The 20,208-nt window shown below is 34.0% G+C and carries 22 protein-coding genes; 15 read left to right on the top strand and 7 right to left on the bottom strand.

What is annotated here, in order from left to right:
* Nucleotides 1–22: 22 nt before the first annotated feature.
* The 9 genes from KGI96_RS00575 (at nt 23) to KGI96_RS00535 (ending at nt 7,341) form a co-directional block, all read left to right on the top strand.
* A complete protein-coding gene (locus tag KGI96_RS00575; RefSeq protein WP_267873288.1) occupies nt 23–574 on the top strand; it encodes a tetratricopeptide repeat protein in 552 nt (183 codons plus the stop codon).
* 28 nt (nt 575–602) lie between these two features.
* Nucleotides 603–1,793, top strand: coding sequence for an ADP-forming succinate--CoA ligase subunit beta (gene sucC, locus KGI96_RS00570; RefSeq protein WP_211597709.1), 1,191 nt, complete (start codon nt 603–605; stop codon nt 1,791–1,793).
* On the top strand, nt 1,777–2,643 hold the full coding sequence (gene sucD / locus KGI96_RS00565) for a succinate--CoA ligase subunit alpha (RefSeq protein ID WP_211597708.1): 867 nt from the start codon (nt 1,777–1,779) through the stop codon (nt 2,641–2,643). Before sucC ends, sucD begins: the two co-directional genes overlap by 17 nt.
* 82 nt (nt 2,644–2,725) lie before the next feature.
* Complete coding sequence (locus KGI96_RS00560; RefSeq protein WP_211597707.1) at nt 2,726–3,391, top strand: CsgG/HfaB family protein; 666 nt, start codon at nt 2,726–2,728, stop codon at nt 3,389–3,391.
* Nucleotides 3,392–3,402: 11 nt separating this feature from the next.
* Nucleotides 3,403–3,771: a DUF4810 domain-containing protein gene (locus tag KGI96_RS00555; protein WP_211597706.1), complete on the top strand. Its 369-nt coding sequence runs from the start codon at nt 3,403–3,405 to the stop codon at nt 3,769–3,771.
* Nucleotides 3,771–4,442 (top strand): DUF799 domain-containing protein, encoded by a 672-nt coding sequence (locus KGI96_RS00550; protein WP_211597705.1) that lies wholly within the window; start codon nt 3,771–3,773, stop codon nt 4,440–4,442. The genes KGI96_RS00555 and KGI96_RS00550 overlap by 1 nt, the downstream gene beginning before the upstream one ends.
* 139 nt (nt 4,443–4,581) lie before the next feature.
* Nucleotides 4,582–4,806, top strand: coding sequence for a YejL family protein (locus tag KGI96_RS00545; RefSeq protein ID WP_211597704.1), 225 nt, complete (start codon nt 4,582–4,584; stop codon nt 4,804–4,806).
* Between the two features lies 1 nt (nt 4,807).
* On the top strand, nt 4,808–6,502 hold the full coding sequence (locus tag KGI96_RS00540) for a DUF3413 domain-containing protein (RefSeq protein WP_211597703.1): 1,695 nt from the start codon (nt 4,808–4,810) through the stop codon (nt 6,500–6,502).
* Nucleotides 6,503–6,570: 68 nt separating this feature from the next.
* Nucleotides 6,571–7,341: a Nif3-like dinuclear metal center hexameric protein gene (locus KGI96_RS00535; RefSeq protein WP_211597702.1), complete on the top strand. Its 771-nt coding sequence runs from the start codon at nt 6,571–6,573 to the stop codon at nt 7,339–7,341.
* Between the two features lie 5 nt (nt 7,342–7,346).
* Here the strand turns inward: KGI96_RS00535 and KGI96_RS00530 are convergent, their stop codons facing one another.
* The 5 genes from KGI96_RS00530 to yajC all read right to left on the bottom strand — a co-directional run bounded on the left by KGI96_RS00530 (nt 7,347) and on the right by yajC (nt 11,975).
* Nucleotides 7,347–7,928: an HI_0983 family protein gene (locus tag KGI96_RS00530; protein ID WP_211597701.1), complete on the bottom strand. Its 582-nt coding sequence runs from the start codon at nt 7,926–7,928 to the stop codon at nt 7,347–7,349.
* Nucleotides 7,929–7,932: 4 nt separating this feature from the next.
* The gene (gene yaaA / locus KGI96_RS00525) at nt 7,933–8,736 is read right to left on the bottom strand and encodes a peroxide stress protein YaaA (RefSeq protein ID WP_213156503.1); all 804 of its coding nucleotides are present in this window, start codon (nt 8,734–8,736) and stop codon (nt 7,933–7,935) included.
* 94 nt (nt 8,737–8,830) lie between these two features.
* Entirely contained in the window at nt 8,831–9,799 is a 969-nt protein-coding gene (secF, locus tag KGI96_RS00520; protein ID WP_211597699.1) for a protein translocase subunit SecF, read from the bottom strand.
* 11 nt (nt 9,800–9,810) lie between these two features.
* Nucleotides 9,811–11,655 (bottom strand): protein translocase subunit SecD, encoded by a 1,845-nt coding sequence (gene secD, locus KGI96_RS00515; RefSeq protein WP_211597698.1) that lies wholly within the window; start codon nt 11,653–11,655, stop codon nt 9,811–9,813.
* A gap of 29 nt (nt 11,656–11,684) precedes the next feature.
* Nucleotides 11,685–11,975, bottom strand: coding sequence for a preprotein translocase subunit YajC (gene yajC, locus KGI96_RS00510; RefSeq protein WP_211597697.1), 291 nt, complete (start codon nt 11,973–11,975; stop codon nt 11,685–11,687).
* A 166-nt stretch (nt 11,976–12,141) separates the two neighbouring features.
* Here yajC and KGI96_RS00505 point away from each other — a divergent pair, with 166 nt between their 5' ends.
* The 6 genes from KGI96_RS00505 to pepT all read left to right on the top strand — a co-directional run bounded on the left by KGI96_RS00505 (nt 12,142) and on the right by pepT (nt 18,754).
* Nucleotides 12,142–12,687 (top strand): YtfJ family protein, encoded by a 546-nt coding sequence (locus KGI96_RS00505; RefSeq protein WP_211597696.1) that lies wholly within the window; start codon nt 12,142–12,144, stop codon nt 12,685–12,687.
* 153 nt (nt 12,688–12,840) lie between these two features.
* Nucleotides 12,841–13,170 (top strand): ArsR/SmtB family transcription factor, encoded by a 330-nt coding sequence (locus KGI96_RS00500; RefSeq protein WP_211597695.1) that lies wholly within the window; start codon nt 12,841–12,843, stop codon nt 13,168–13,170.
* Between the two features lie 10 nt (nt 13,171–13,180).
* Nucleotides 13,181–14,314 carry an SO_0444 family Cu/Zn efflux transporter gene (locus KGI96_RS00495; RefSeq protein ID WP_211597694.1) on the top strand — a complete coding sequence of 378 codons (1,134 nt, stop codon included), beginning with the start codon at nt 13,181–13,183 and terminating at the stop codon, nt 14,312–14,314.
* Nucleotides 14,315–14,811: 497 nt separating this feature from the next.
* Nucleotides 14,812–16,146: an amidohydrolase gene (locus KGI96_RS00490; protein WP_211597693.1), complete on the top strand. Its 1,335-nt coding sequence runs from the start codon at nt 14,812–14,814 to the stop codon at nt 16,144–16,146.
* 45 nt (nt 16,147–16,191) lie between these two features.
* Entirely contained in the window at nt 16,192–17,511 is a 1,320-nt protein-coding gene (gene dcuC / locus KGI96_RS00485) for a C4-dicarboxylate transporter DcuC (RefSeq protein WP_211597692.1), read from the top strand.
* A gap of 10 nt (nt 17,512–17,521) precedes the next feature.
* Nucleotides 17,522–18,754: a peptidase T gene (gene pepT / locus KGI96_RS00480; protein ID WP_211597691.1), complete on the top strand. Its 1,233-nt coding sequence runs from the start codon at nt 17,522–17,524 to the stop codon at nt 18,752–18,754.
* A 164-nt stretch (nt 18,755–18,918) separates the two neighbouring features.
* Here the strand turns inward: pepT and KGI96_RS00475 are convergent, their stop codons facing one another.
* A complete protein-coding gene (locus tag KGI96_RS00475; RefSeq protein WP_211597690.1) occupies nt 18,919–19,899 on the bottom strand; it encodes an ArsA family ATPase in 981 nt (326 codons plus the stop codon).
* Between the two features lie 37 nt (nt 19,900–19,936).
* A complete protein-coding gene (locus KGI96_RS00470; RefSeq protein ID WP_090920113.1) occupies nt 19,937–20,206 on the bottom strand; it encodes a cory-CC-star protein in 270 nt (89 codons plus the stop codon).
* Nucleotides 20,207–20,208 lie beyond the last annotated feature (2 nt).

The raw sequence follows: 20,208 nt of genomic DNA, 5'->3' as shown, positions 1-20,208 counted from the left end.
AAACTTAACAAATGCTCAATATATGCTTGCTATTATTTATGAAAAAGGAAGAGGTGTAGAACAATCAGATATACAAGCAGCTAAATGGTATACTAAAGCGGCTGAACAAGGTATGGCAGAAGCTCAAAATAATCTTGGTGCTATGTACAGAGATGGTAAAGGCGTAGAACAATCTGATTCTCAAGCTATAAAATGGTATCAAAAAGCTGCTGAACAAAATATCGCAGGGGCTCAATATAATCTAGGCTCACTATATGAAAACAAGAAATTATGGAAAAAAGCCATTAAATGGCATCTTAAAGCAGCCCAACAAGGTCTAATCCAATCTCAAAGATCTCTTGGTTTTATACATTACATAGAAAAATCATATACTGAATCATTCAAATGGTTTAAAAAAGTTGCTCAACAAGGAGATCCTCAAATTCAATATTTACTTGGTGAAATGTACTATAACGGAAGAGGAGTAAAAGTATCACAAAGTGATGCAATCAAATGGTTCAAAAAATCAGCAAAACAAGGATATGCGGATGCTCAAGAAGCATTAAGAAAGCTAAAGTTAAATACAGAAAATTAAATTTTTATAAGTTAGGTGATATCATCCAATGAATTTACACGAATATCAAGCTAAACAACTGCTAGCTCAATATGATATTGCTATTCCTAAAGGAATAGCTTGTCAGAATTTAGCACAAATAAAACAAGCGTTACAACATATTCAATCATCACAATGGGTATTGAAATGCCAAGTGCATACTGGTGGACGAGGTAAAGCAGGTGGAATAAAAGTAGTAAACAATGAAACTGACGCATTAACCTTTGCCAATCAAAGATTTGGAAGGCAATTAGTTACGTATCAAACTGCTCCTATGGGGTTGCCGGTACACACCATTTATGTGGAAGAAAATACGGCAATTGAACGTGAAATTTATATCAGTGTTGTCATTGATCGCTCATTGCAAAAAATTGTATTTATTGCCTCAAATGAAGGAGGGATAAATATTGAAGAAGTTGCTCAAGCACACCCTGATTTAATTTATAAAACGATTATTGACCCCTTAGGTGCAATGCCTTATCAAGGGCGTGAAATAGCATTTAAATTAGGATTGCAAAGCAATCAAGTTAAACAATTTACGCAATTTTTTATGCAACTCGTGACCTTATTTAAGCAAAAAGATTTATCCTTATTAGAAATTAACCCTCTTGCCATTACTCAAACAGGGGATTTGGTCTGCTTAGATGCCAAAATGATTGTGGACGATAATGCCCTTTACCGCCAACCTGAATTACAACAATTTAATGATCCCACACAACAAGATCCTAGAGAAATCATTGCAGAATCTTATCAGTTAAACTATGTTGCCCTCAAAGGTAATATTGGCTGTGTGGTCAATGGTGCAGGGCTTGCAATGGGAACAATGGATAGTATAAAAGCTTTTGGTGGACATCCTGCTAATTTTCTTGATGTGGGAGGTAAAATTACGATTGAACGAGTAACTGAAGCGTTTAAATTAATTTTATCGGATCACAATATTAAGGTTATTTTAGTCAATATATTTGGTGGCATTGTACGTTGTGATTTAATCGCAAAAGGAATTATTGTCGCAGTCAATGAAATCGGAATTGAAATTCCCGTCATTGTACGTTTAGAAGGCAATAATGCTGAAATCGCTCATCATATTCTTTCTGAATGTCACTTAAATATTATCAGTGCAACAAACCTTACACAGGCGACACAACTTGCCGTAGAGGTTGCAGAAAAAAATAAGGAAATTAATAATGGCAATTTTAATTGATAAAAATAGTAAGGTAATTTGTCAGGGATTTACGGGTAGTCAAGGCACCTTACATTGCACCGATGCACTGGCTTATGGTACACAGCTTGTGGGTGGCGTATCTCCAAATAAAGGAGGAACTACGCATTTAGGCTTACCGGTTTTTAATACTGTTCGTGATGCAGTAAACAATACGGGAGCAACAGTGTCTGTTATTTACGTACCTGCAAGTGGCTGTAAAGATGCTATTTTAGAAGCAATCGATAGTGGTATTAAACTCATTATTTGTATTACAGAAGGTATCCCTGTATTAGATATGCTTGAGGTAAAACAACGTTTGAACCAAAGTGAGACAATGATGATAGGTCCAAATTGTCCGGGTGTCATCACGCCAGATGAATGCAAAGTTGGGATTATGCCTGCTCATATTCACAAAAAAGGCAAAATTGGGATTATTTCTCGCTCTGGAACACTGACCTATGAAGCAGTAAAACAAACCACGGATGCAGGATTAGGGCAATCGACTTGTGTCGGCATTGGTGGAGATCCTATCTCAGGCTCTAGTTTTATTGATATACTAAAACTCTTTGAGCAAGATCCACAAACAGAAGCAATAGTAATGATTGGGGAAATCGGAGGAACTGCCGAAGAAGAAGCCTCTGAATTTATTAAACAGCATATCACCAAACCAGTGATTGGCTACATCGCTGGAATAACTGCCCCAAAAGGAAAAAGAATGGGACACGCAGGGGCAATTATTAGCGGAGGAAAAGGAACCGCAGAAGAGAAATATCGAGTATTACAAGAAGCAGGTGTCATCACTGTCAATAGCTTAACGGAGATTGGAAGAATACTTCAATCATCCTTATAAATTTTTCCTCTATATACAAATTTTTAAAAATGATCTAATATGTGAATCGAAAATCATTTCTAATTAAATTGAGGAAAATTATATGAAAAAATTATTACCTATCGTTGGACTTTCAGTTCTTACTCTAGTTGGTTGTGCTACTGAAGGCTCTCGAGTTGTAGAAACCCAAAAAGTAGCTACCTATAATACAACCTATCATGGTCAAAAATCACCTATTGCCTTAGGTAAATTTAACAACCGTTCAAGCTACCAAAATGGCATTTTCTCTGATGGTTCTGATCGTTTAGGTAGCCAATCAAAAACTATTTTATTAACACATTTACAACAAACTGGACGTTTTAGTGTCTTAGAACGTGCTAATCTAAATGAAATGGCAAAAGAAGCTAAAATCAGAGGCAAAAAACAACATCTTAAAGGTGCGACTTATGTAGTCACTGGTGATGTTACTGAATTTGGACGTAAAACTGTTGGCGATCATCAACTATTTGGTATCTTAGGTCGTGGTAAACAACAAATTGCTTATGCAAAAGTTGCATTAAACATACTTAATGTGAATACATCTGAAGTTGTTTATTCTTCCTTTGGTGCTGGAGAATATAGTTTATCAAACCGTGAAATTATTGGATTTGGTGGTACTGCTGGATATGATGCAACACTTAATGGAAAAGTGCTTGATTTAGCAATACGTGAAGCAGTAAATAATCTGGTAAAAGGCATTGAAACTGGTCAATGGACACCAAGTAAATAAGGGGTAAATGAATGTTAAAGATACTCAAATTTGTTTCTTTATTACTCTGTGGCGTGGTGATTATTGGTTGTCAATCACCAACTTCATCTCTGTATTATTGGGGTAATTATTCTGATTCTGTATATGCATATTATGATAATGAAACAACATTAGACACACAACAAGAAAATATGCTACAAATTATCAATAATGCCCAAAAATCAGGTAAACAGGTTGGTCCTGGTATTTATGCACACTTAGGTTTGATTTCATTAAAACAAGGAATGGCTCAAAAAGCTCAAGACTATTTCCAAAAAGAAATGACTCTTTATCCAGAATCTGCCACTTTTATTCAGTTTTTACAACGTAAAAATAATTCTCTAAAAGGAGTGGTTAAATAATGAAAAAATTATCTCTATGGTTAGCTTCTTTATCCATTATTTTACTATCTGGTTGTAGTAATAAATCAGAGCCTTATGACTATTCAACGTTACAAAATAGTAACCCAAAATCAATCCTATTGGTTCTACCTAAAAATAACTCACCAGAAGTAAAAGCAGATATTTCCGTGCTTGCTCAAGCAACAATGCCTTTAGCAGAAAAAGGTTACTATGTTTTTCCTGTTACGTTGGTGAATGAATTATTTAAAGAAAATGGTGTAACAAATGGTAATGATATTCAAAATATCAGTGCAAAAAAATTACATCAAATCTTTGGTGCTGATGCTGCAATGTATATGACAGTGGATGAATATGGTTCTAGCTATCGTGTATTTGACAGTGTCACTACTGTCTCAGCAACAGCAAACTTAGTAGATCTGAAATCCGGTAAATTGCTATGGAGTAAAGATGCTAAAGTTTCTATGAATAGTAATGGAGATCAAACTGGTGGCGTTCTTGGGTCTTTACTTGCTGCAGTAGTCAATCAAATTATTAATACTGTAACAGATCAAGGTTATAAAGTTGCAGGGCAAACAACTGAAAATTTATTTAGTGCTGGGCATAGTGGAAATATACTCTATGGTCCAAAACACCCTCTTTATCAAAAAGATCCTCAGTTACCGACTAAGTAATCTTCCCAAAGGCTATAATTTTTTATAGCCTTTTCATTCTCTCTATTCTGATATCATAAAAAAATAAGCGGTAAGATCTACATAAAAATTTACAAATTTATGTTATTATTATTCCAATTATCTTACAAAAATTTTTACTATGGCTATAAAATCTAAATATAACAATGAACAATTAGATACACTACTCAATGAATTGATTACTGTATTAGAAAAAAATAAAACCCCTGTTGATCTTTCATTAATGGTGCTTGGTAATATGGTCAGCAATATTTTACTGAATAATATCAATGACCCTGAACAACGTGAACATTTGGCAGACACCTTTTCACAAGCCTTAAAAAACTCATTAATGACTAAACACTGATATGTTTAAATTATTTCAACAACGACCTGAAGCTGAAGCACTTTCTCAACGTATCACGTGGGGACACTGGTTTAGTTTTTTTAATATTGGTATTGTCCTTTTTATTGCTTCTCGTTATGCATTCAATGCTGACTGGCCAAATACCTTGTTAGGAAAATTGTATTTCTTTATCAGTTTATTTGGGCATTTTAGCTTTATCGTTTTTGCTTTTTATTTATTACTACTGTTTCCATTAAGTTTTATTATCAGAAACCAATTAGCTTTCCGAGTTACCTCAGTAATTATTGCCACGATTGGAATGGTAATACTGTTAGTTGATACGGAAATATTTAAAACTCTCTATTTACATTTATCTCCTCTGGTTTGGAAAATTTTTATTCGCCCCAAAGAACTGACGTCTTTAATTCATTGGCAAATGATCATTCCTATTCTAGCCATTTTAATGGCAGAAATTATCAGTTCTTATTGGATATGGCATAAGCTACGTCGCTTTGCTCGTCAAAGATGGGGAAAATTTGTTGCACTGTTTTTTATTTGTTGTTTTACTGCCACACACCTTTTTTATGCGTGGGCAGATATTACTTTCTATCGTCCAATTACAGCACAAAAATCAAACTATCCGCTCTCTTATCCAATGACGGCAAAAACATTTTTTGAAAAACACGGTTTAGCCAATCATTCTGTTTTAGAGCAACAGATCAAAGAACACGGTCGCCCAGAAGCCTTTTATTTAGATTACCCTAAAAAAATACTAAACGCAGATAAAATAGAAGAGAAAACAAATGTAATTATTGTAAATATTTCGAATTTAAGTAATAAGGCAATTTCTTTAGAAAAGATGCCAAATTTAGTCGATATTCGTCTACATTCACTTAATTTTACTCAACATTACATTGCAGGTGATAGTGCAATGGCGAGTATTGTTAATTTATTTTATGGATTAACAGGGCAATATGTTGATTCTATTTTAAATGAACAAAAATCATCACCATTAATTGATATTTTAAAACAAAACCAATATAAATTTGGACTGTTTTCCACCAAAGGATTTAAAGCACCTATTTATCACCGCTCATTATTCAACCAATTAAAATTACATACTCCCCACTCTAATCAGCAAATGATTATTCAATGGAAAAAGTGGATAGAAAATTATCATACCGCTCCATTTTTTAATTATTTAGATCTTAAAGTAGCCAAAGAACAAATTCTTGATAAACAAATTGCTCAGATTTGGAGTACCCTAACAGAACAAAAATTGCTTCAAAATACGGTGGTAATTATTACCTCAGATTTAAGCAAAAAGACGGAAATGAAGAATTCATTTGATAAATTACGCACTCAAGTACCTATGATTATGTATTGGAAGGGACAAACAGAGACCTATGAGCAGTTATCCAGTCATTTGGATATTCTACCAACACTTTTAAACAATCTCTTTGGCGTAACAAACTCAACGAAAGACTACTCTCAAGGTATTGACCTAATAAATGAAAATAATCATAAGTGGCTATTAAGTGCGAATAGTAAATGGCGAGTGGCAATAATGCCAGATGGTAAACAATACCAGATACAACCGAGTCAAGGACGTTTTAAGTACTTTGATATAATGGGAAAACAGCAAAATAACGTAGATATTCCGCTTAATTTATTCTTACAACTTACTCTTGATAGTAATTATTTTATGGAAAAATAGCGGTCACATTTAAATAAAAATTTGCAAATTTATCTCAAAATCATACCGCTTAATAAAGGAAAAAAGTAATGTTAAATAATTTAGAATTAGAACATATTTTAAACATAAAATTAAATAGCCAAGCAATTAAAGACTATGCCCCTAACGGTTTACAAGTTGAAGGAAAATCTAATATTACTAAAATTATTACAGGGGTAACTGCGACCTTACCTTTAATTGAAGAAGCCATAAAACGCAATGCAGACGCTATATTGGTTCATCACGGCTACTTTTGGAAAAATGAAGAACCTTGCATTCGAGGAATGAAAGGCAAACGCATAAAGCAATTACTTATCAATGATATTAACTTATATGGTTACCACTTACCTGTTGATATTCACCCTGAACTGGGCAACAATACACAGCTTGCACAAAAATTAGGGATTACACAGCTACACGGATTAGAAGATACTCCCTACTCTATTCCTGTTTATGGTGAATTAGATACACCCATTTCAGCCAATGAATTAGCGGATAAACTTGAGAAAATATTAAATCGAAAACCAACCCTATGTGGTGACTTCACTGCTGAATATCCTCAAAAATTAATTAAAACTATTGGGATTTGTACTGGTGGTGGGCAGGATTATATTGATCTTGCTGCTCAAAAAAGATTAGACGCTTTTATTTCAGGTGAAATATCAGAGAGAACTTACCATTCTGCCTGTGAACAAGGTATTTACTACTTTGCAGCAGGACATCACGCCACAGAGAGAGATGGCATAAAAGCAGTGGGGGAATGGCTAGCAAAAGAATATAATTTGATTGTTGAATTTGTTGATATTAATAATCCTGCTTAATATCTTTATTTACACAAAATTTGCCAATCTAATTGTTTAAATCGATCTGCAAGTTTAATTATCTCTTTTTTATAAGCGGTCACATTTGGTAAATTTTTTGCAAAATCTAACCGCTTAATTGCATATTGTATTTCACCAAATCCACATTGTGAATTACGTCCTCGAGAAACTTCTAATAAAATATTATGCTCTCTTTCTGTGGGAGGAGAAATAATTTTACTTTGTAATTCTGCATTGTTGATGATTAAATCTGCTAATATTTTATGCTGTGACTTATAAACATTTTGACGTATATGAATACGCTCTTCTAAAGAAATTGCTGGTCTCACTTCTACAATATTATCTAAAAATATAAAAATAGCCTGTTGCCAATTCTTAGTATTTATCTTTTTATTGTGAGGTAAATACACAATATGCTCCATACCTTCTAATCGGCTATGATTTGATTTTATATATTCTTGTCCATCAAATTTTATACTTTGAGGAATATTAAAAGATAATTTCTGTGGTTGCTGAGAGCTATAACTTACACAAGCGGTAAGATATAAACAAAAATTTGCAAAAATAAGGAATTTTAATTTTTGCATTCTACTACCCTTTCATTTCTTTATAAGCAAGGGCTTCAATTTCAGTACGTTTAAAGACCCATTCCGTTTCCGTTGAGCTGCCTTTATCAAACCAATAGCCGCCTAAATTAAATTCTTTTAATTTTTCAACTTCCGTTAATTGATTTTTCAAAATATAACGCACCATCATTCCACGTGCTTTTTTGGCATAAAAACTAATGGTTTTGAATTTTCCCTTTTTTTCATCTAAAAAGATCGGTTTGATTATTGTTGCTTTTAACTCTTTGGTTTTTACTGAATTAAAATATTCGTCAGAAGCAAGATTAACCAGAACATTATCCCCTTGTTTATCAAGGGTTTTCTGTAATTGTTGTGTAATCACACTGCCCCAAAAATCATATAAATTTTTACCTTTTGGGTTAGTTAATTTTGTTCCCATTTCAAGACGATAAGGTTGCATTAAATCTAGTGGTTTAAGCAAACCATATAACCCTGATAAAATGGCTAAATGGGATTGAGCAAATTCAATTTCAGTTGTGGTTAAACTCGTTGCATCAAGTCCTGTATAAACATCCCCTTTAAAGGCAAATAGTGCTTGTTTGGCATTTTTATCATTATGTTCCAACTGCCATTCTGCAAATCGCACTGCATTTAAAGTGGCTAATTTATCACTGATTTTCATTAAACTCGCAAAATCTTGAGGAGAAAGCTGTTTACAAATATCAATTAGCTGTTGGCTATAAGCGGTCAGTTGTGGTTGAGTTTTTGCAAAATTAGGAGGTTGTGTTTTGTAATCTAATGTTTTTGCAGGAGAAATAATCGCTAGCATAATATTTTCCAATTTGAATAAACTTTAATAACAATGTTGATAATAAAAGAAAGGCAGAATTAATCTGCCTTAATTACACATTGATCATTAAACCTTAATAATTAATAAAGGCTTCTTGCTCCGCACCTTCTTTTTCAACAACAGGAGGGATCATATGATCACGAGTTAAACCTAATCTTAATGCAATGCCAATTGCAATGTAGATTGAGGAATAGGTACCAAATGCGATACCGATTAATAATGCTAATGAGAAGCTATGTAAGGTTGAACCACCTAGCCAAAATAGTGCTAATACCACAACTAAGGTTGTTAATGAGGTCATCAAGGTACGAGATAGCGTTTGGCTTAATGAAATATCAACAATTTCAATGGTATTTGAACGACGTACTTTACGGAAATTTTCACGTACACGGTCGAATACCACGATACTATCATTCAGTGAGTAACCCACAACGGATAAGATCGCCGCCACAAAGGTTAAATCAATCTCAATTTGTAGTAATGAGAAAAAGCCAATTGTGACAATAACATCGTGGAATAGTGCTGCAATTGCCCCTACTGCTAAACGCCATTCAAAGCGTAATCCAACATAAAGCAATAACATTGCTAATGTTGCTAATGTTCCGTAAATAGCACTTTCTGTTAATTCTTTACCCACATTTGGTCCGACAAACTCAGCACTTTTAATTTGTGCTTTTGGATCAATATGTTGATGAATAACATTAATGACATTAGTACTTACTTTGCTGTCTGCTTCCGCAGCAGGTAGACGGATCATTAAATCTTTTGTACCACCTAAAGTTTGTACTATTGCACTACCATAACCATTTTTATCTAACTCTGAACGTACTTTTCCTAAATCTGCCGATTGTGAAAAAGTGGTTTCAATCACCGTACCGCCTGTAAAATCTAATCCCCAATTTAAGCCTTTAGTCACAATAAAAAATAAGCTAAAAGCAATTACAACCAAAGAGAAAAGATAACCCGTCATTCGGTATTTCATAAATGGGATTAGCTTATAAGGAAGCTTAATCTCTGCTACATTTTGTTCTTTTCTTGCCATTTTATTCTTCCTTAAATCCACAATTTACTCACTCGTTTACCACCATATCGCCAGTTAACTAGCATACGAGTTCCAATAATTGCAGTAAACATTGAGATCATCACCCCTAACGAAAGCGTGATTGCAAAACCTTTAATTGGACCCGTTCCTACTGCATAAAGAATAATAGCCGTTAAAATAGTGGTTAAGTTTGAGTCAAAAATACTGGAAAATGCCCCACTATAGCCTTCGTGGATTGCGTGTTGAATTGAACGACCATTACGAATTTCTTCTTTAATACGCTCATAAATCAATACATTAGCATCAACGGACATACCAACAGAAAGCACAATCCCTGCAATACCTGGCATTGTTAAAGTTGCACCAATTAATGACATTAAACCAATCGTTAATACCATATTTGCTAACAAGGCTGTGGTTGCAAATAAACCAAATATTTTATAATACACTAAGCAGAAAAAGATGGTTAATGCTAAACCAAGTAACGCAGCATTCATACCTTGTGCCACATTATCAGCCCCCAAAGATGCACCAATAGTACGCTCTTGCACGATCACAATTGGTGCAATTAATGCCCCTGAACGTAATAATACGGCTAAGTTTTGAGCTTCTGCTGAAGAGTCAATCCCTGTAATTTGGAATTGACTACCAAAACGTCCTTGAATGGTTGCTACATTAATGACTTCTTCGTGCTTATCCAAAATGACTTTACCATTCGCATCTTTTTTCCCTGAATCTTTGTATTCACGGTAAAGGGTTGCCATTGGTTTTTTTAATGCTCGTTTAGTGGTTTCTGCCATTAAATTACCACCTTCACTATCTAGTTTGATACTAACTTGTGGTAACCCTCTGTCATCTTTTCCAGCCGTAGCATCAATAATATGCTCCCCTCCCACTTCAGCTTTACGATAAAGTAGTACTGGACGATTATTTTTATCCATTTTCAGCTCAGAATTGGCAGGAATAATTCCTTGAGAAACTAAGGCTTGATTGGCTTCTGTATTCACTAAACGAAATTCTAACGTTGCTGTTGCACCTAAAATTTCTTTTGCTCGAGCAGTATCTTGAACCCCTGGTAATTCAACCACAATACGATCTGCACCTTGTCGCTGAATTGTTGGCTCTGACACCCCTAATTCTTCAACACGTTTACGCAAAATTGATAAGTTTTGTTCAATTGCTGCACTACGAGAATCTGCTAACCCTGCTGCTGATGGTTTTAATAACAACACATTAGAAGAAGTATAGGTTAAATCTAAGTTATTATGATAATCACGAATAAAGCGGAATGCTTTATCTGCGGTATCGGAATCCACAAAGACAATCTCTGTTGCAAAATCTTCTAGCTTTCTGACCGCTTTATATTTTAATTTTTCTTTACGCAACTCGGTACGCAAACTGTCTTGCAACATTTCTTGTTGTTTTGCTAAGCTGGTGTTCATATCCACTTCCATTAAGAAGCGAACACCACCTAATAAATCTAACCCTCTTCGCATTGGCTTTCCACCAATATCTGCCAACCAACTTGGTGTTGCAGGGGCTAAGTTTAATGCAACTGAATAATCATTCCCTAACACATCAGCAATTTTTTCTTTTACTGGAAGCTGTTCATTTTCTTTTTCAAGACGAACTAAAATTGCCCCTTTTTCAAGATTAATGCCTTTTGGATTGATTTTCATTGAAGATAAAACACTTTGTACTTTAGCAAGTGTTTCGGTAGTTGCGGTTTGTCCTCTAGTACCAGAAATTTGTACTGACGGATCTTCACCATATAAATTTGGAAGTGCATATAATGCACCAATGGCGACCATAAAGATAACCATCAGGTTCTTCCATAAAGGAAAACGATTTAACACAATTTAATCCTGTATTAAAATTAAAAAAATTAAAGTGATTTAACTGAACCCTTAGGTAAAGTTGCCACAACGAAATCACGACGAATCGTTACTTCAGTTGTCTCATTTAATGCCATAACGATATTTTCATCAGCAACTTTAGTAATTTTGCCCATCAAACCACCACTAATTAACACTTCATCGCCTTTTGAAAGACTATCTAAAAGTGCTTTTTGTTCTTTTTGACGTTTAGCTTGTGGACGATAAACCATAAAATAGAAAATCCCACCAAAAACGACTAACATTAAAATAATTTGCATTGTGCCACCTTGAGTGCCCATATAAAACTCCTTAAAAAATTAAATAAAAAATACGGTGCTAAAATATCACAAAATTGACATTTAGACGAGAAAAATCTACCAAGAGGTAAAACCTCTCTCCCTATCACACCTTATTAATGTTAAAATAGGCACTTAATTTCATAATTCAATAGTAAAAGGTTAAAAAATGAAAAAATTATTTGTTTTGCTCGCTCTCTTTTCACCACTCACAATGGCTCACAATATTCAATTAAATCAAGCATTACCAAATGTTACAGTAGTTGAAGATGGTGAACTTATCAAAAAAAATAATGAGATTATTTATCAAGAGTGGAACTCTCGCTCTTTAGCGGGGAAAGTAAGGGTTGTCAATCATTTTGCTGGTAGAAGTGATGCTAAAGAGAAAAACAGTGCATTAATTGAAGCAATTCGTAACGCTCACTTTAACCGTTCAACTTATCAAACTACAACTATCATTAACGTTGATGATTCAACCTTTGGTACTGGTGTATTCGTAAAAAGTAAAGCAAAAAAAGGTAAACTAAAAAATGCACATAGTCAGGTAGTGTTAGATCAAAATGGTGCGGTTAAGAAAGCTTGGGATTTAAAACCAAAAGATAATTTTGTGGCAGTTCTAGATAAAAATGGCAAGGTTCAATTTGTATTCGATGGAAAACTCTCTGGAGCCCAAATTAATGAAGTTATTCAATTAGTTAAAAACCTTAATCATTAATCTTTTAGTTATTTTTGCAAGTTCCTTAAGCTTATTCAGTTTAAGGAACTTATGTCAATTTCCCCTCACTAGAAAATATTATTATTGACTTTATTTAATTAACATTCTATCATTTATAAGAATGATAGATTATTTAAAACAATGAGGTTAAAAGTGAATAAAACTATGCCATCTTCTCTTTTAAATTCAATATCACTAGAGCAAGCAGCTAAAATGTTTAATGCCTTAGGTGACCCTGCTCGTCTTCAACTATTACTGCATTTACAACAAAAAGAATGCTGCGTAAATGAGTTAGCAGAATTAGAAAACTCTAAGATTGGCACAATTTCTGCACGACTAAAGATTTTATTTGAATCCAATCTCGTCAAAAAAAGACGAGAAGAAAAATATATTTTTTACTCATTAGCAGATCATCACGTTGCACAATTGCTAGATAATATGATAGCTCATACAAATGAGTGTTCTCACACAACACCTTATTAAGGATACAACTATGAATAACCTAACTCTTTTTATTCAAAATTTCTTTATGCTTTTATTTGAATCAGCTCCTTGGCTTTTGTTTGGATTTCTAATGTCTGGACTGATAAAATTTGCACTTCCACCTAATTTTCTACATAAACATTTAGGAGGGAAAAATGTGATTTCGGTTGTTAAAGGCGCATTAATTGGTGCACCTATTCCTCTCTGCTCCTGTAGTGTTATTCCTGTTGCATTAGGTATTCGTCGCTCTGGTGCCTCTAAAGCGGCAACAACTTCATTTTTGATTGCTAGCCCTGAAACTGGTGTAGATTCTATTGCCGTTACTTATGCGTTATTAGGTCCTTTTATGGCGGTAATTCGTCCAATTGCTGCAGTGACAACGGCAATTATAACAGGCTTAACCGTTATGTTTTTTGAAAAAAAAGAGATTGATAGTAAAGAAACGGAGTCTCATCCCCTTAAGCATTCTCATCATAATAAACAATGTTGTAGCACTAAAGAAGAACCTAAAACACATTGTTGTGCTTCTCAACAAGTGGAGCAACCAAAGAAAAGTTGTTGTTCTTCTAAACAAGAACCTCAAGACGCCCTCTCTTTTTCTAAAAAAGTGTACCGTTGGTTTCAATTTAGTTTAATTGACTTGGTTAATGATACTGCAATGTGGTTATTAATAGGATTAATTATTTCTGCAGCTATTATTACTTGGATACCTTCTGAATTTTTAGAAACTTGGGGAGCAAGTTCTTATGCTTATTTGATTATGGCATTAATGGGTGTGCCAATGTATATTTGTGCAACCTCTAGTACACCTTTAGCAGTGGGACTACTCTTTGCAGGAGTTTCACCAGGTGCAATTTTAGTCTTTTTACTTGCAGGTCCCGCAACGAATGTTGCTACCTTAGCCATTGTTAAACAAGAATTAGGTAAAAAAATATTAGTTATTTATTTAAGCTGTTTGATTTTGATAAGTTTTGTTTTCGGTTGGATTACTGATTATTTAGCCAATTTCTTTCATATAGGTCTAAAAAATCAAATGATTCAAGAACATAGTATGGGAGCATCTCCTCTTTCAATTGTCTGTGGATTGATCTTATTAATATTAATGGCTTATGTACTGTATTTTAGAAAATATTTGAAGAAATAGATTTGTGGAGGTGTGGCAGATTGCAACACTTCCAGATTTTAAAAACTTAATATAATTTATCGATTTTTATTAGGTTTTAAGCACTATCTTGCCCTAATTAAAGTATGGTTTTGCCCTGATAAAACCATAATTATGACTATTAAATAAAGGAGTTATCTTACAATTTCTTCTCTTATATAATCCTGCCTCAAATCCTTTTAAAAAAAGAAATGGGTACAAATCAAACCCATTTGTAAAAAACAACAAAAAACTAACCGCTTGTTATTTTTTAATAATATCAAGCGGTTACTTTATTATAAATTATTGCAAAACCCATATATATCAATAATGTTTCATTCAAATGTTTTTTTATTTATTTATTATTTGATTAGAATCAATTTTATTTATTATTTATATGTTGATTTTTTATACATTTAATGATAAATAAAATTTACAATTCTTTAGATACTAAAAAGTATAATATCTACATAACTACTTAATACTAAAGGAGAATTATAATGGACAAGATCGCAATTCAAGTTCAATCCCTCGAAAAAGAGATGATCAAAAACAGAAGGTTTTTTCATTCTCATCCTGAAACAGGTTGGTTCACTTTCTTTACAACCGCTGTAATAGCCAATGAAATGGAGAAATTGGGTTTTAATATCAAAATGGGTAGAGAAGTTGTAGTTCCTGAACAAAGGTTAGGTTTAGGTTCTAAAGAAGAGTGTCAATTTGCTATTTTAAGAGCAAAACAGCTTTTAAATAAAGATCAAGAAAAGTTTTTAGATATTATGGAAGATGGTTTAACAGGTCTTGTGGCAGAAATAGATACCAAAAGAGAAGGAAAAGTTTTAGCTTTTCGATTTGATATAGATGGCGTTGATGTTACAGAGAGCAAAGAAGAAAGTCATCGACCGTTTAAAGAAGGTTTTAATTCAGATATTGCTGGCATCACTCATGCTTGTGGGCATGATGGACATATCACAATTGGATTGGCATTGGCATTGGCAAAATTAATAATACAAAACTTAGATGATTTTAATGGAAAATTTAAGTTTATTTTTCAAAGTGCAGAGGAAGGTACGAGAGGTGCAATTGGAATGGAAGCGGCTGGCATTTTAGATGATGTTGATTATTTACTTGGTGGGCATATGGGATTCCAAGCTAAAGAACTTGGTGGTTTAATTTGTGGTACAAATAAATTTCTAGCAACCAGTAAATTTGATGTCATTTTAAAAGGAAAGTCTGCCCATGCAGCGGGTGCACCTCAAGATGGTTCAAATGCGTTATTAGCAGCAGCTCAAATTACTTTAAATATGCACGCTATTACAAGACACAGTGATGGTGTAACCAGAATTAATGTTGGCATTTTAAAAGCAGGGGAGGGCAGGAATGTTATTGCCCCTAATGGGTATTTAGCTTGTGAAACTAGGGGAGAGACAACAGCCCTAGACCAATTTATGTTTGAGCAATGTGAAAAAATTGTAAAAGGCGTAAGTTTAGCTTATGGCGTTGATTATGAAATTATTAAAACAGGGGGAACTGCTGGAGGAGATAGTGATGAAGAAATAACGAATATTTATTTTGAAGCAGCACAAAATTCTCCTTTTATAGATAATAACAAAATCATCAAAAACTTAGATTTTGGTGCTTGTGAAGACTTTGCTCATTTTATGCAAGGTGTACAAAATCAAGGGGGGAAAAGTGCTTATTTGATGATAGGAACTAAGTTAGCAGCAGGGCATCATAATGCTAAATTTGACTTTGATGAAAAATCCCTTTTAGCTGGAACTGATATTTTTCTAAGATCTGTTTATAGATTAAATTCCATATCACAAAATGGAATTTAGGTTATAAAATTAGTGAGATTCTAAATTAAAATTGGAGGTGGTTTTATGGAAACATTAAAACTTATTGTTGCTGCATTGGGAGTTATTGCAGTAGTTGTTTTATTAATTAAAAAATTTGAAACTAAAACAGTACTAATTGGAGTTGGATTAATTCTTTGTGTATTGTCATTAAAACCAATGTTGGCACTTGGTGCTTTCACTAGTTATATGACAAAAGCAGGACTAATTAAAGCCATTTGTGCAAGTATGGGATTTGCATTTGTGATGAAATATACTAAATGCGATAAACATTTGGTTAAATTACTGACTAACCCACTTAGAAATATCGGTTTTTTATTAATACCGCTAACCGTATTAGTTACTTATTTTATAAATATTGCGATACCTTCCGCATCAGGTTGTTCTGCTGCTGTAGGGGCAACCTTAATTCCATTACTAATGGCTTCAGGAGTGAGAGCAGATATGGCTGCAGCCGCTGTGTTTGCTGGCACATTTGGTGGTGTTTTAAGTCCAGGATCGGCGCATAACAACTACATCACAGATTTAGTGAAAAAAACAAATCCTGAGTTTACAGTACAAGAGGTAATAAAAGTACAATTACCAAGTGCTTTAGTCGCATTAGTAGTAACCCTTTTTGCTATCAGTGTTGTGGCATATTTGCTAAAAGATTATCAAAAAGGTAAGAATTTTATGTTAGAACCGAATTTGATAGACAGTCAGCAAGATGATGCTGAAAATGGAGAACCAGTGAATTATCTATATGCTGTTATGCCTTTAGTTCCTCTTTTTATTTTAATAGTGGGAGCGACAAGTTTAAAAGAACTCCCGTTTTTAGCTTGGACAAATATGGGAGTTGCAGAAGCGATGATACTCGGTGCAATTTTAACTATTTTTGTTACTTTGACAAATCCACAGCATATCACCAAAGAATTTTTTAACGGAATGGGAAAAGCCTATGCTAATGTAATAGGTATTATTATTGCAGCAGGTGTTTTTGTTGTTGGTTTAAAATCTTGTGGTGCAATTGATGCCGTTATTGAAGTACTAAAAAGCGAACAGGAGTATGTTAAATTTGGAGGCACCTTTGTCCCATTTTTAATGGGAATGGTAACAGGATCTGGTGATGCGGCAGCTTTTGCTTTTAATCAAGCAGTTACTGTTAAAGCGACTGAGCTTGGTTTTGATCAGGCAACATTAGGAATGGCTGTTGCAATAGCTGGAGCATTAGGAAGAACTGCTTCTCCAATAGCAGGTGCTTGTATCGTTTGTGCAGGTATTGCTGGAGCAAATCCAATTCAAATAGCGAAAAGAACAGGATTAGGTATGCTTATTTCTATTTGTGTAATTGCCTTTATCATTTTATAGGAGAAATATTATGAAGATTGTAGAACGCTTTTTGAATTATACGAAGATTAATACCACAACAAATAGGGAAAATGGTGTAAAAGGTATTATGCCATCTAATCCCACAGAGCTTGAATTAGCAAAGTTTATTAAAGCTGAATTGGAAGAACTGGGTATAACAGATATAAACCTAGATGATAGAGCCATTTTGATCGCAAGATTACCCTCAAATATGGATAAACAAGTGCCTAGTGTTGCATTTTTTGCACACCTTGATACTAGTGCAGAACAACAAAATGATACCAAAGCAAAAATTGTTAAATATGATGGCGAGGATATTTGCTTAAATAAGGAGCTTAACATTTATTTAAAACAAAGTGATTTCCCTGAGCTTCATAATTACCAAGGTGACGATATTATCGTGACAGATGGGACAAGTTTACTTGGTGCTGATGATAAGGCAGCGATTGCAAGCATAATGAATATGCTGGAATATTTTGTTGAACATCCTGACATAAAACATGGGGAAATTGTTGCTTGTTTTGTACCTGATGAAGAGCAGGGATTAAGAGGAGCAAAAGCATTAGATATAAGCAAAGTAAATACCGATTTAGGCTATTGTTTGGATTGTTGTGGTATAGGAGAGTTTATTTATGAAAATTGGAATGCTGGAGACTGTGTTGTTACTTTCAATGGAGTCTCAGCTCATCCAATGAATGCAAAAGGTAAACTTATAAACTCTCTTTTAATGGCACATAAATTTATTTCACTTTTACCAAGTGGAGAAGCACCTGAATATACTGAAAATAAAGAGGGATATTTTTGGGTAAAAGAGCTTTCTGGAAATAGTGCAAAAACTATTTTAAAACTTGATATAAGGGAGTTTGATGATAAAAAATACGTACAAAGAATGCAATTTTTACAAGATTTAGTGGATAGTTTAAATAAAGTATGGGGAAATAGAATTGATATCACCTTAACGGATAGATATAAGAATGTTTATAATTATTTAAACGATGAAGATGCTCCTGCTATTACCTACGTTAAGCAAGCTTTTAAAAACTTGAACATTCAAGAAAAAATTATACCTATGAGAGGAGGTTATGATGGAGCGATAATCTCGGCTAAGGGTATTCCTTGCCCTAATATTTTTACAGGAGCACATAATTTCCATTCAATTTATGAATATTTACCAGTAAAATCACTACAAGCCTCAAGTAGAGTAACCCAAGAAATAGTCACTTTAATTGCACAAAGTGAATAATATTTGTAATGAAGGAAGTACAAGAGTGATGTTGCACAATAAGGCTAAATAATAAATATTTATTTAGCCTTATTATTTATCTTTAGGCATACTAGACAAAAATTATGTCACAAAAAAATACTAAGAATTAAGCTCTTAATATCTGAAATTTATCATACTCCATTCTAGAATGCACCTTCCCAAAATTCAGATAGAGCAACTACTCCTTGAATATCATTTTGTTTAAGAGGCACAAATAAAGCTTGTAACTCTTGGTATTGTTCCATTAAATCATCAAGTTGTGTCATTATTTCACGCTGTCTTTGACTTCGTTTTTGCCAAAATTCATTAGGTTGTTGCTCGCTTAAAATTTGATTTACAATTAAACCTTTGCAAGGTAAATGACTGGCGTGTAGTTGCTTCAACGCTCGTTTGGTTTCTGCGATCGGCAAGGTTTCTGCAATCAATACTAACACAATGGCGGTTTTCTCTTGATTGTGCAAAATATCCCTTGCTTGTGAGAATAACTGACGGCGTTTTTCTAATACACTCACAGCCTCAGACCAACGATTATTTTCTTTTACAAAAGGATTAAAGCTACGTTGCTTATCTAAATTTTGTGACGCTTCTCGTAATTTAGTTTGATGTTTTTGCTGAGCGAGTAATCCATCTGTCCACGCTTGCATCATTTCAGGTAAACTTAACAAACGCAAAGTATGCCCTGTTGGTGCGGTATCAAAAATGATGTGTTGATAATCCGCTTGTGCATCAACTAAATGCTGACAAATGGCTTCCAACATTGCCGCTTCTTCTGCACCTGGTGCGTGATGAGAAAGTTTTAAAAACTCTCGTAATTTAGGCATCATATCAGGGTTGGTATAAGCTCGTAGGGTATTTTCTACCTGTTCAAAATGCTTATGAATAACGGTATGAGAATTAAGCTCAATCGCATCCAAATTATCGTTAATTCTGGTTGCTTTGTGGCTAAGCTCAATCGCCAAAGCATCCCCTAAGCTGTGAGCAGGATCAGTTGAAATAATCAGAGTTTTACGCCCAAGACCCGCAAAATGCACCGCCAACGCTGCTGATGAAGTGGTTTTACCTACACCACCTTTACCACCAACAAAAATGACTTTTTTATCTAATAAGCTATTAACTAACTTCATTTTATACCTCAATTTATCTCTTATTAACAACCGCTAATTAACAGCAACCAAAATGCTCTAAGGGCGATTTTTCAATTCCCATACGAGTATGCCATTCGTGAAAGGCTTCTAAGAAAATGGGTTGTAATTCAAGGGTATAAAATGCAACAGGATTAGGTACGCCAAGACTTTCAGCAAAAAGCATTAACATAAACAAATCCGCCTCATCACGATTTGCTCTCGCAAGTGTTTGACGATAAGGGGCGTGATAAAACTCATTTAAGCCTTGCAAGAACTCTTGCAAGGCTGTTTTACAGTTATGTGTCATCA

It is taken from the genome of Phocoenobacter atlanticus subsp. cyclopteri, assembly GCF_018343795.1.
Classification (GTDB): Bacteria; Pseudomonadota; Gammaproteobacteria; order Enterobacterales; family Pasteurellaceae; genus Phocoenobacter; species Phocoenobacter atlanticus.
Note: the sequence above shows the minus strand (reverse complement) of the source record. Positions and strands in the feature narration are given on the sequence as shown.

Coding starts and splice junctions, on each gene's coding strand:
- sucC (WP_211597709.1), top strand. CDS start 603: ATGAATTTACACGAATATCAAGCTAAACAACTGCTAGCTCAATATGAT.
- secF (WP_211597699.1), bottom strand. CDS start 9,799: ATGGCAAGAAAAGAACAAAATGTAGCAGAGATTAAGCTTCCTTATAAG.
- KGI96_RS00505 (WP_211597696.1), top strand. CDS start 12,142: ATGAAAAAATTATTTGTTTTGCTCGCTCTCTTTTCACCACTCACAATG.
- KGI96_RS00555 (WP_211597706.1), top strand. CDS start 3,403: ATGTTAAAGATACTCAAATTTGTTTCTTTATTACTCTGTGGCGTGGTG.
- KGI96_RS00575 (WP_267873288.1), top strand. CDS start 23: ATGCTTGCTATTATTTATGAAAAAGGAAGAGGTGTAGAACAATCAGAT.
- KGI96_RS00540 (WP_211597703.1), top strand. CDS start 4,808: ATGTTTAAATTATTTCAACAACGACCTGAAGCTGAAGCACTTTCTCAA.
- KGI96_RS00560 (WP_211597707.1), top strand. CDS start 2,726: ATGAAAAAATTATTACCTATCGTTGGACTTTCAGTTCTTACTCTAGTT.
- KGI96_RS00495 (WP_211597694.1), top strand. CDS start 13,181: ATGAATAACCTAACTCTTTTTATTCAAAATTTCTTTATGCTTTTATTT.
- pepT (WP_211597691.1), top strand. CDS start 17,522: ATGAAGATTGTAGAACGCTTTTTGAATTATACGAAGATTAATACCACA.
- KGI96_RS00475 (WP_211597690.1), bottom strand. CDS start 19,899: ATGAAGTTAGTTAATAGCTTATTAGATAAAAAAGTCATTTTTGTTGGT.
- KGI96_RS00550 (WP_211597705.1), top strand. CDS start 3,771: ATGAAAAAATTATCTCTATGGTTAGCTTCTTTATCCATTATTTTACTA.
- KGI96_RS00535 (WP_211597702.1), top strand. CDS start 6,571: ATGTTAAATAATTTAGAATTAGAACATATTTTAAACATAAAATTAAAT.
- KGI96_RS00490 (WP_211597693.1), top strand. CDS start 14,812: ATGGACAAGATCGCAATTCAAGTTCAATCCCTCGAAAAAGAGATGATC.
- yaaA (WP_213156503.1), bottom strand. CDS start 8,736: ATGCTAGCGATTATTTCTCCTGCAAAAACATTAGATTACAAAACACAA.
- dcuC (WP_211597692.1), top strand. CDS start 16,192: ATGGAAACATTAAAACTTATTGTTGCTGCATTGGGAGTTATTGCAGTA.
- KGI96_RS00470 (WP_090920113.1), bottom strand. CDS start 20,206: ATGACACATAACTGTAAAACAGCCTTGCAAGAGTTCTTGCAAGGCTTA.
- KGI96_RS00545 (WP_211597704.1), top strand. CDS start 4,582: ATGGCTATAAAATCTAAATATAACAATGAACAATTAGATACACTACTC.
- sucD (WP_211597708.1), top strand. CDS start 1,777: ATGGCAATTTTAATTGATAAAAATAGTAAGGTAATTTGTCAGGGATTT.
- KGI96_RS00530 (WP_211597701.1), bottom strand. CDS start 7,928: ATGCAAAAATTAAAATTCCTTATTTTTGCAAATTTTTGTTTATATCTT.
- yajC (WP_211597697.1), bottom strand. CDS start 11,975: ATGGGCACTCAAGGTGGCACAATGCAAATTATTTTAATGTTAGTCGTT.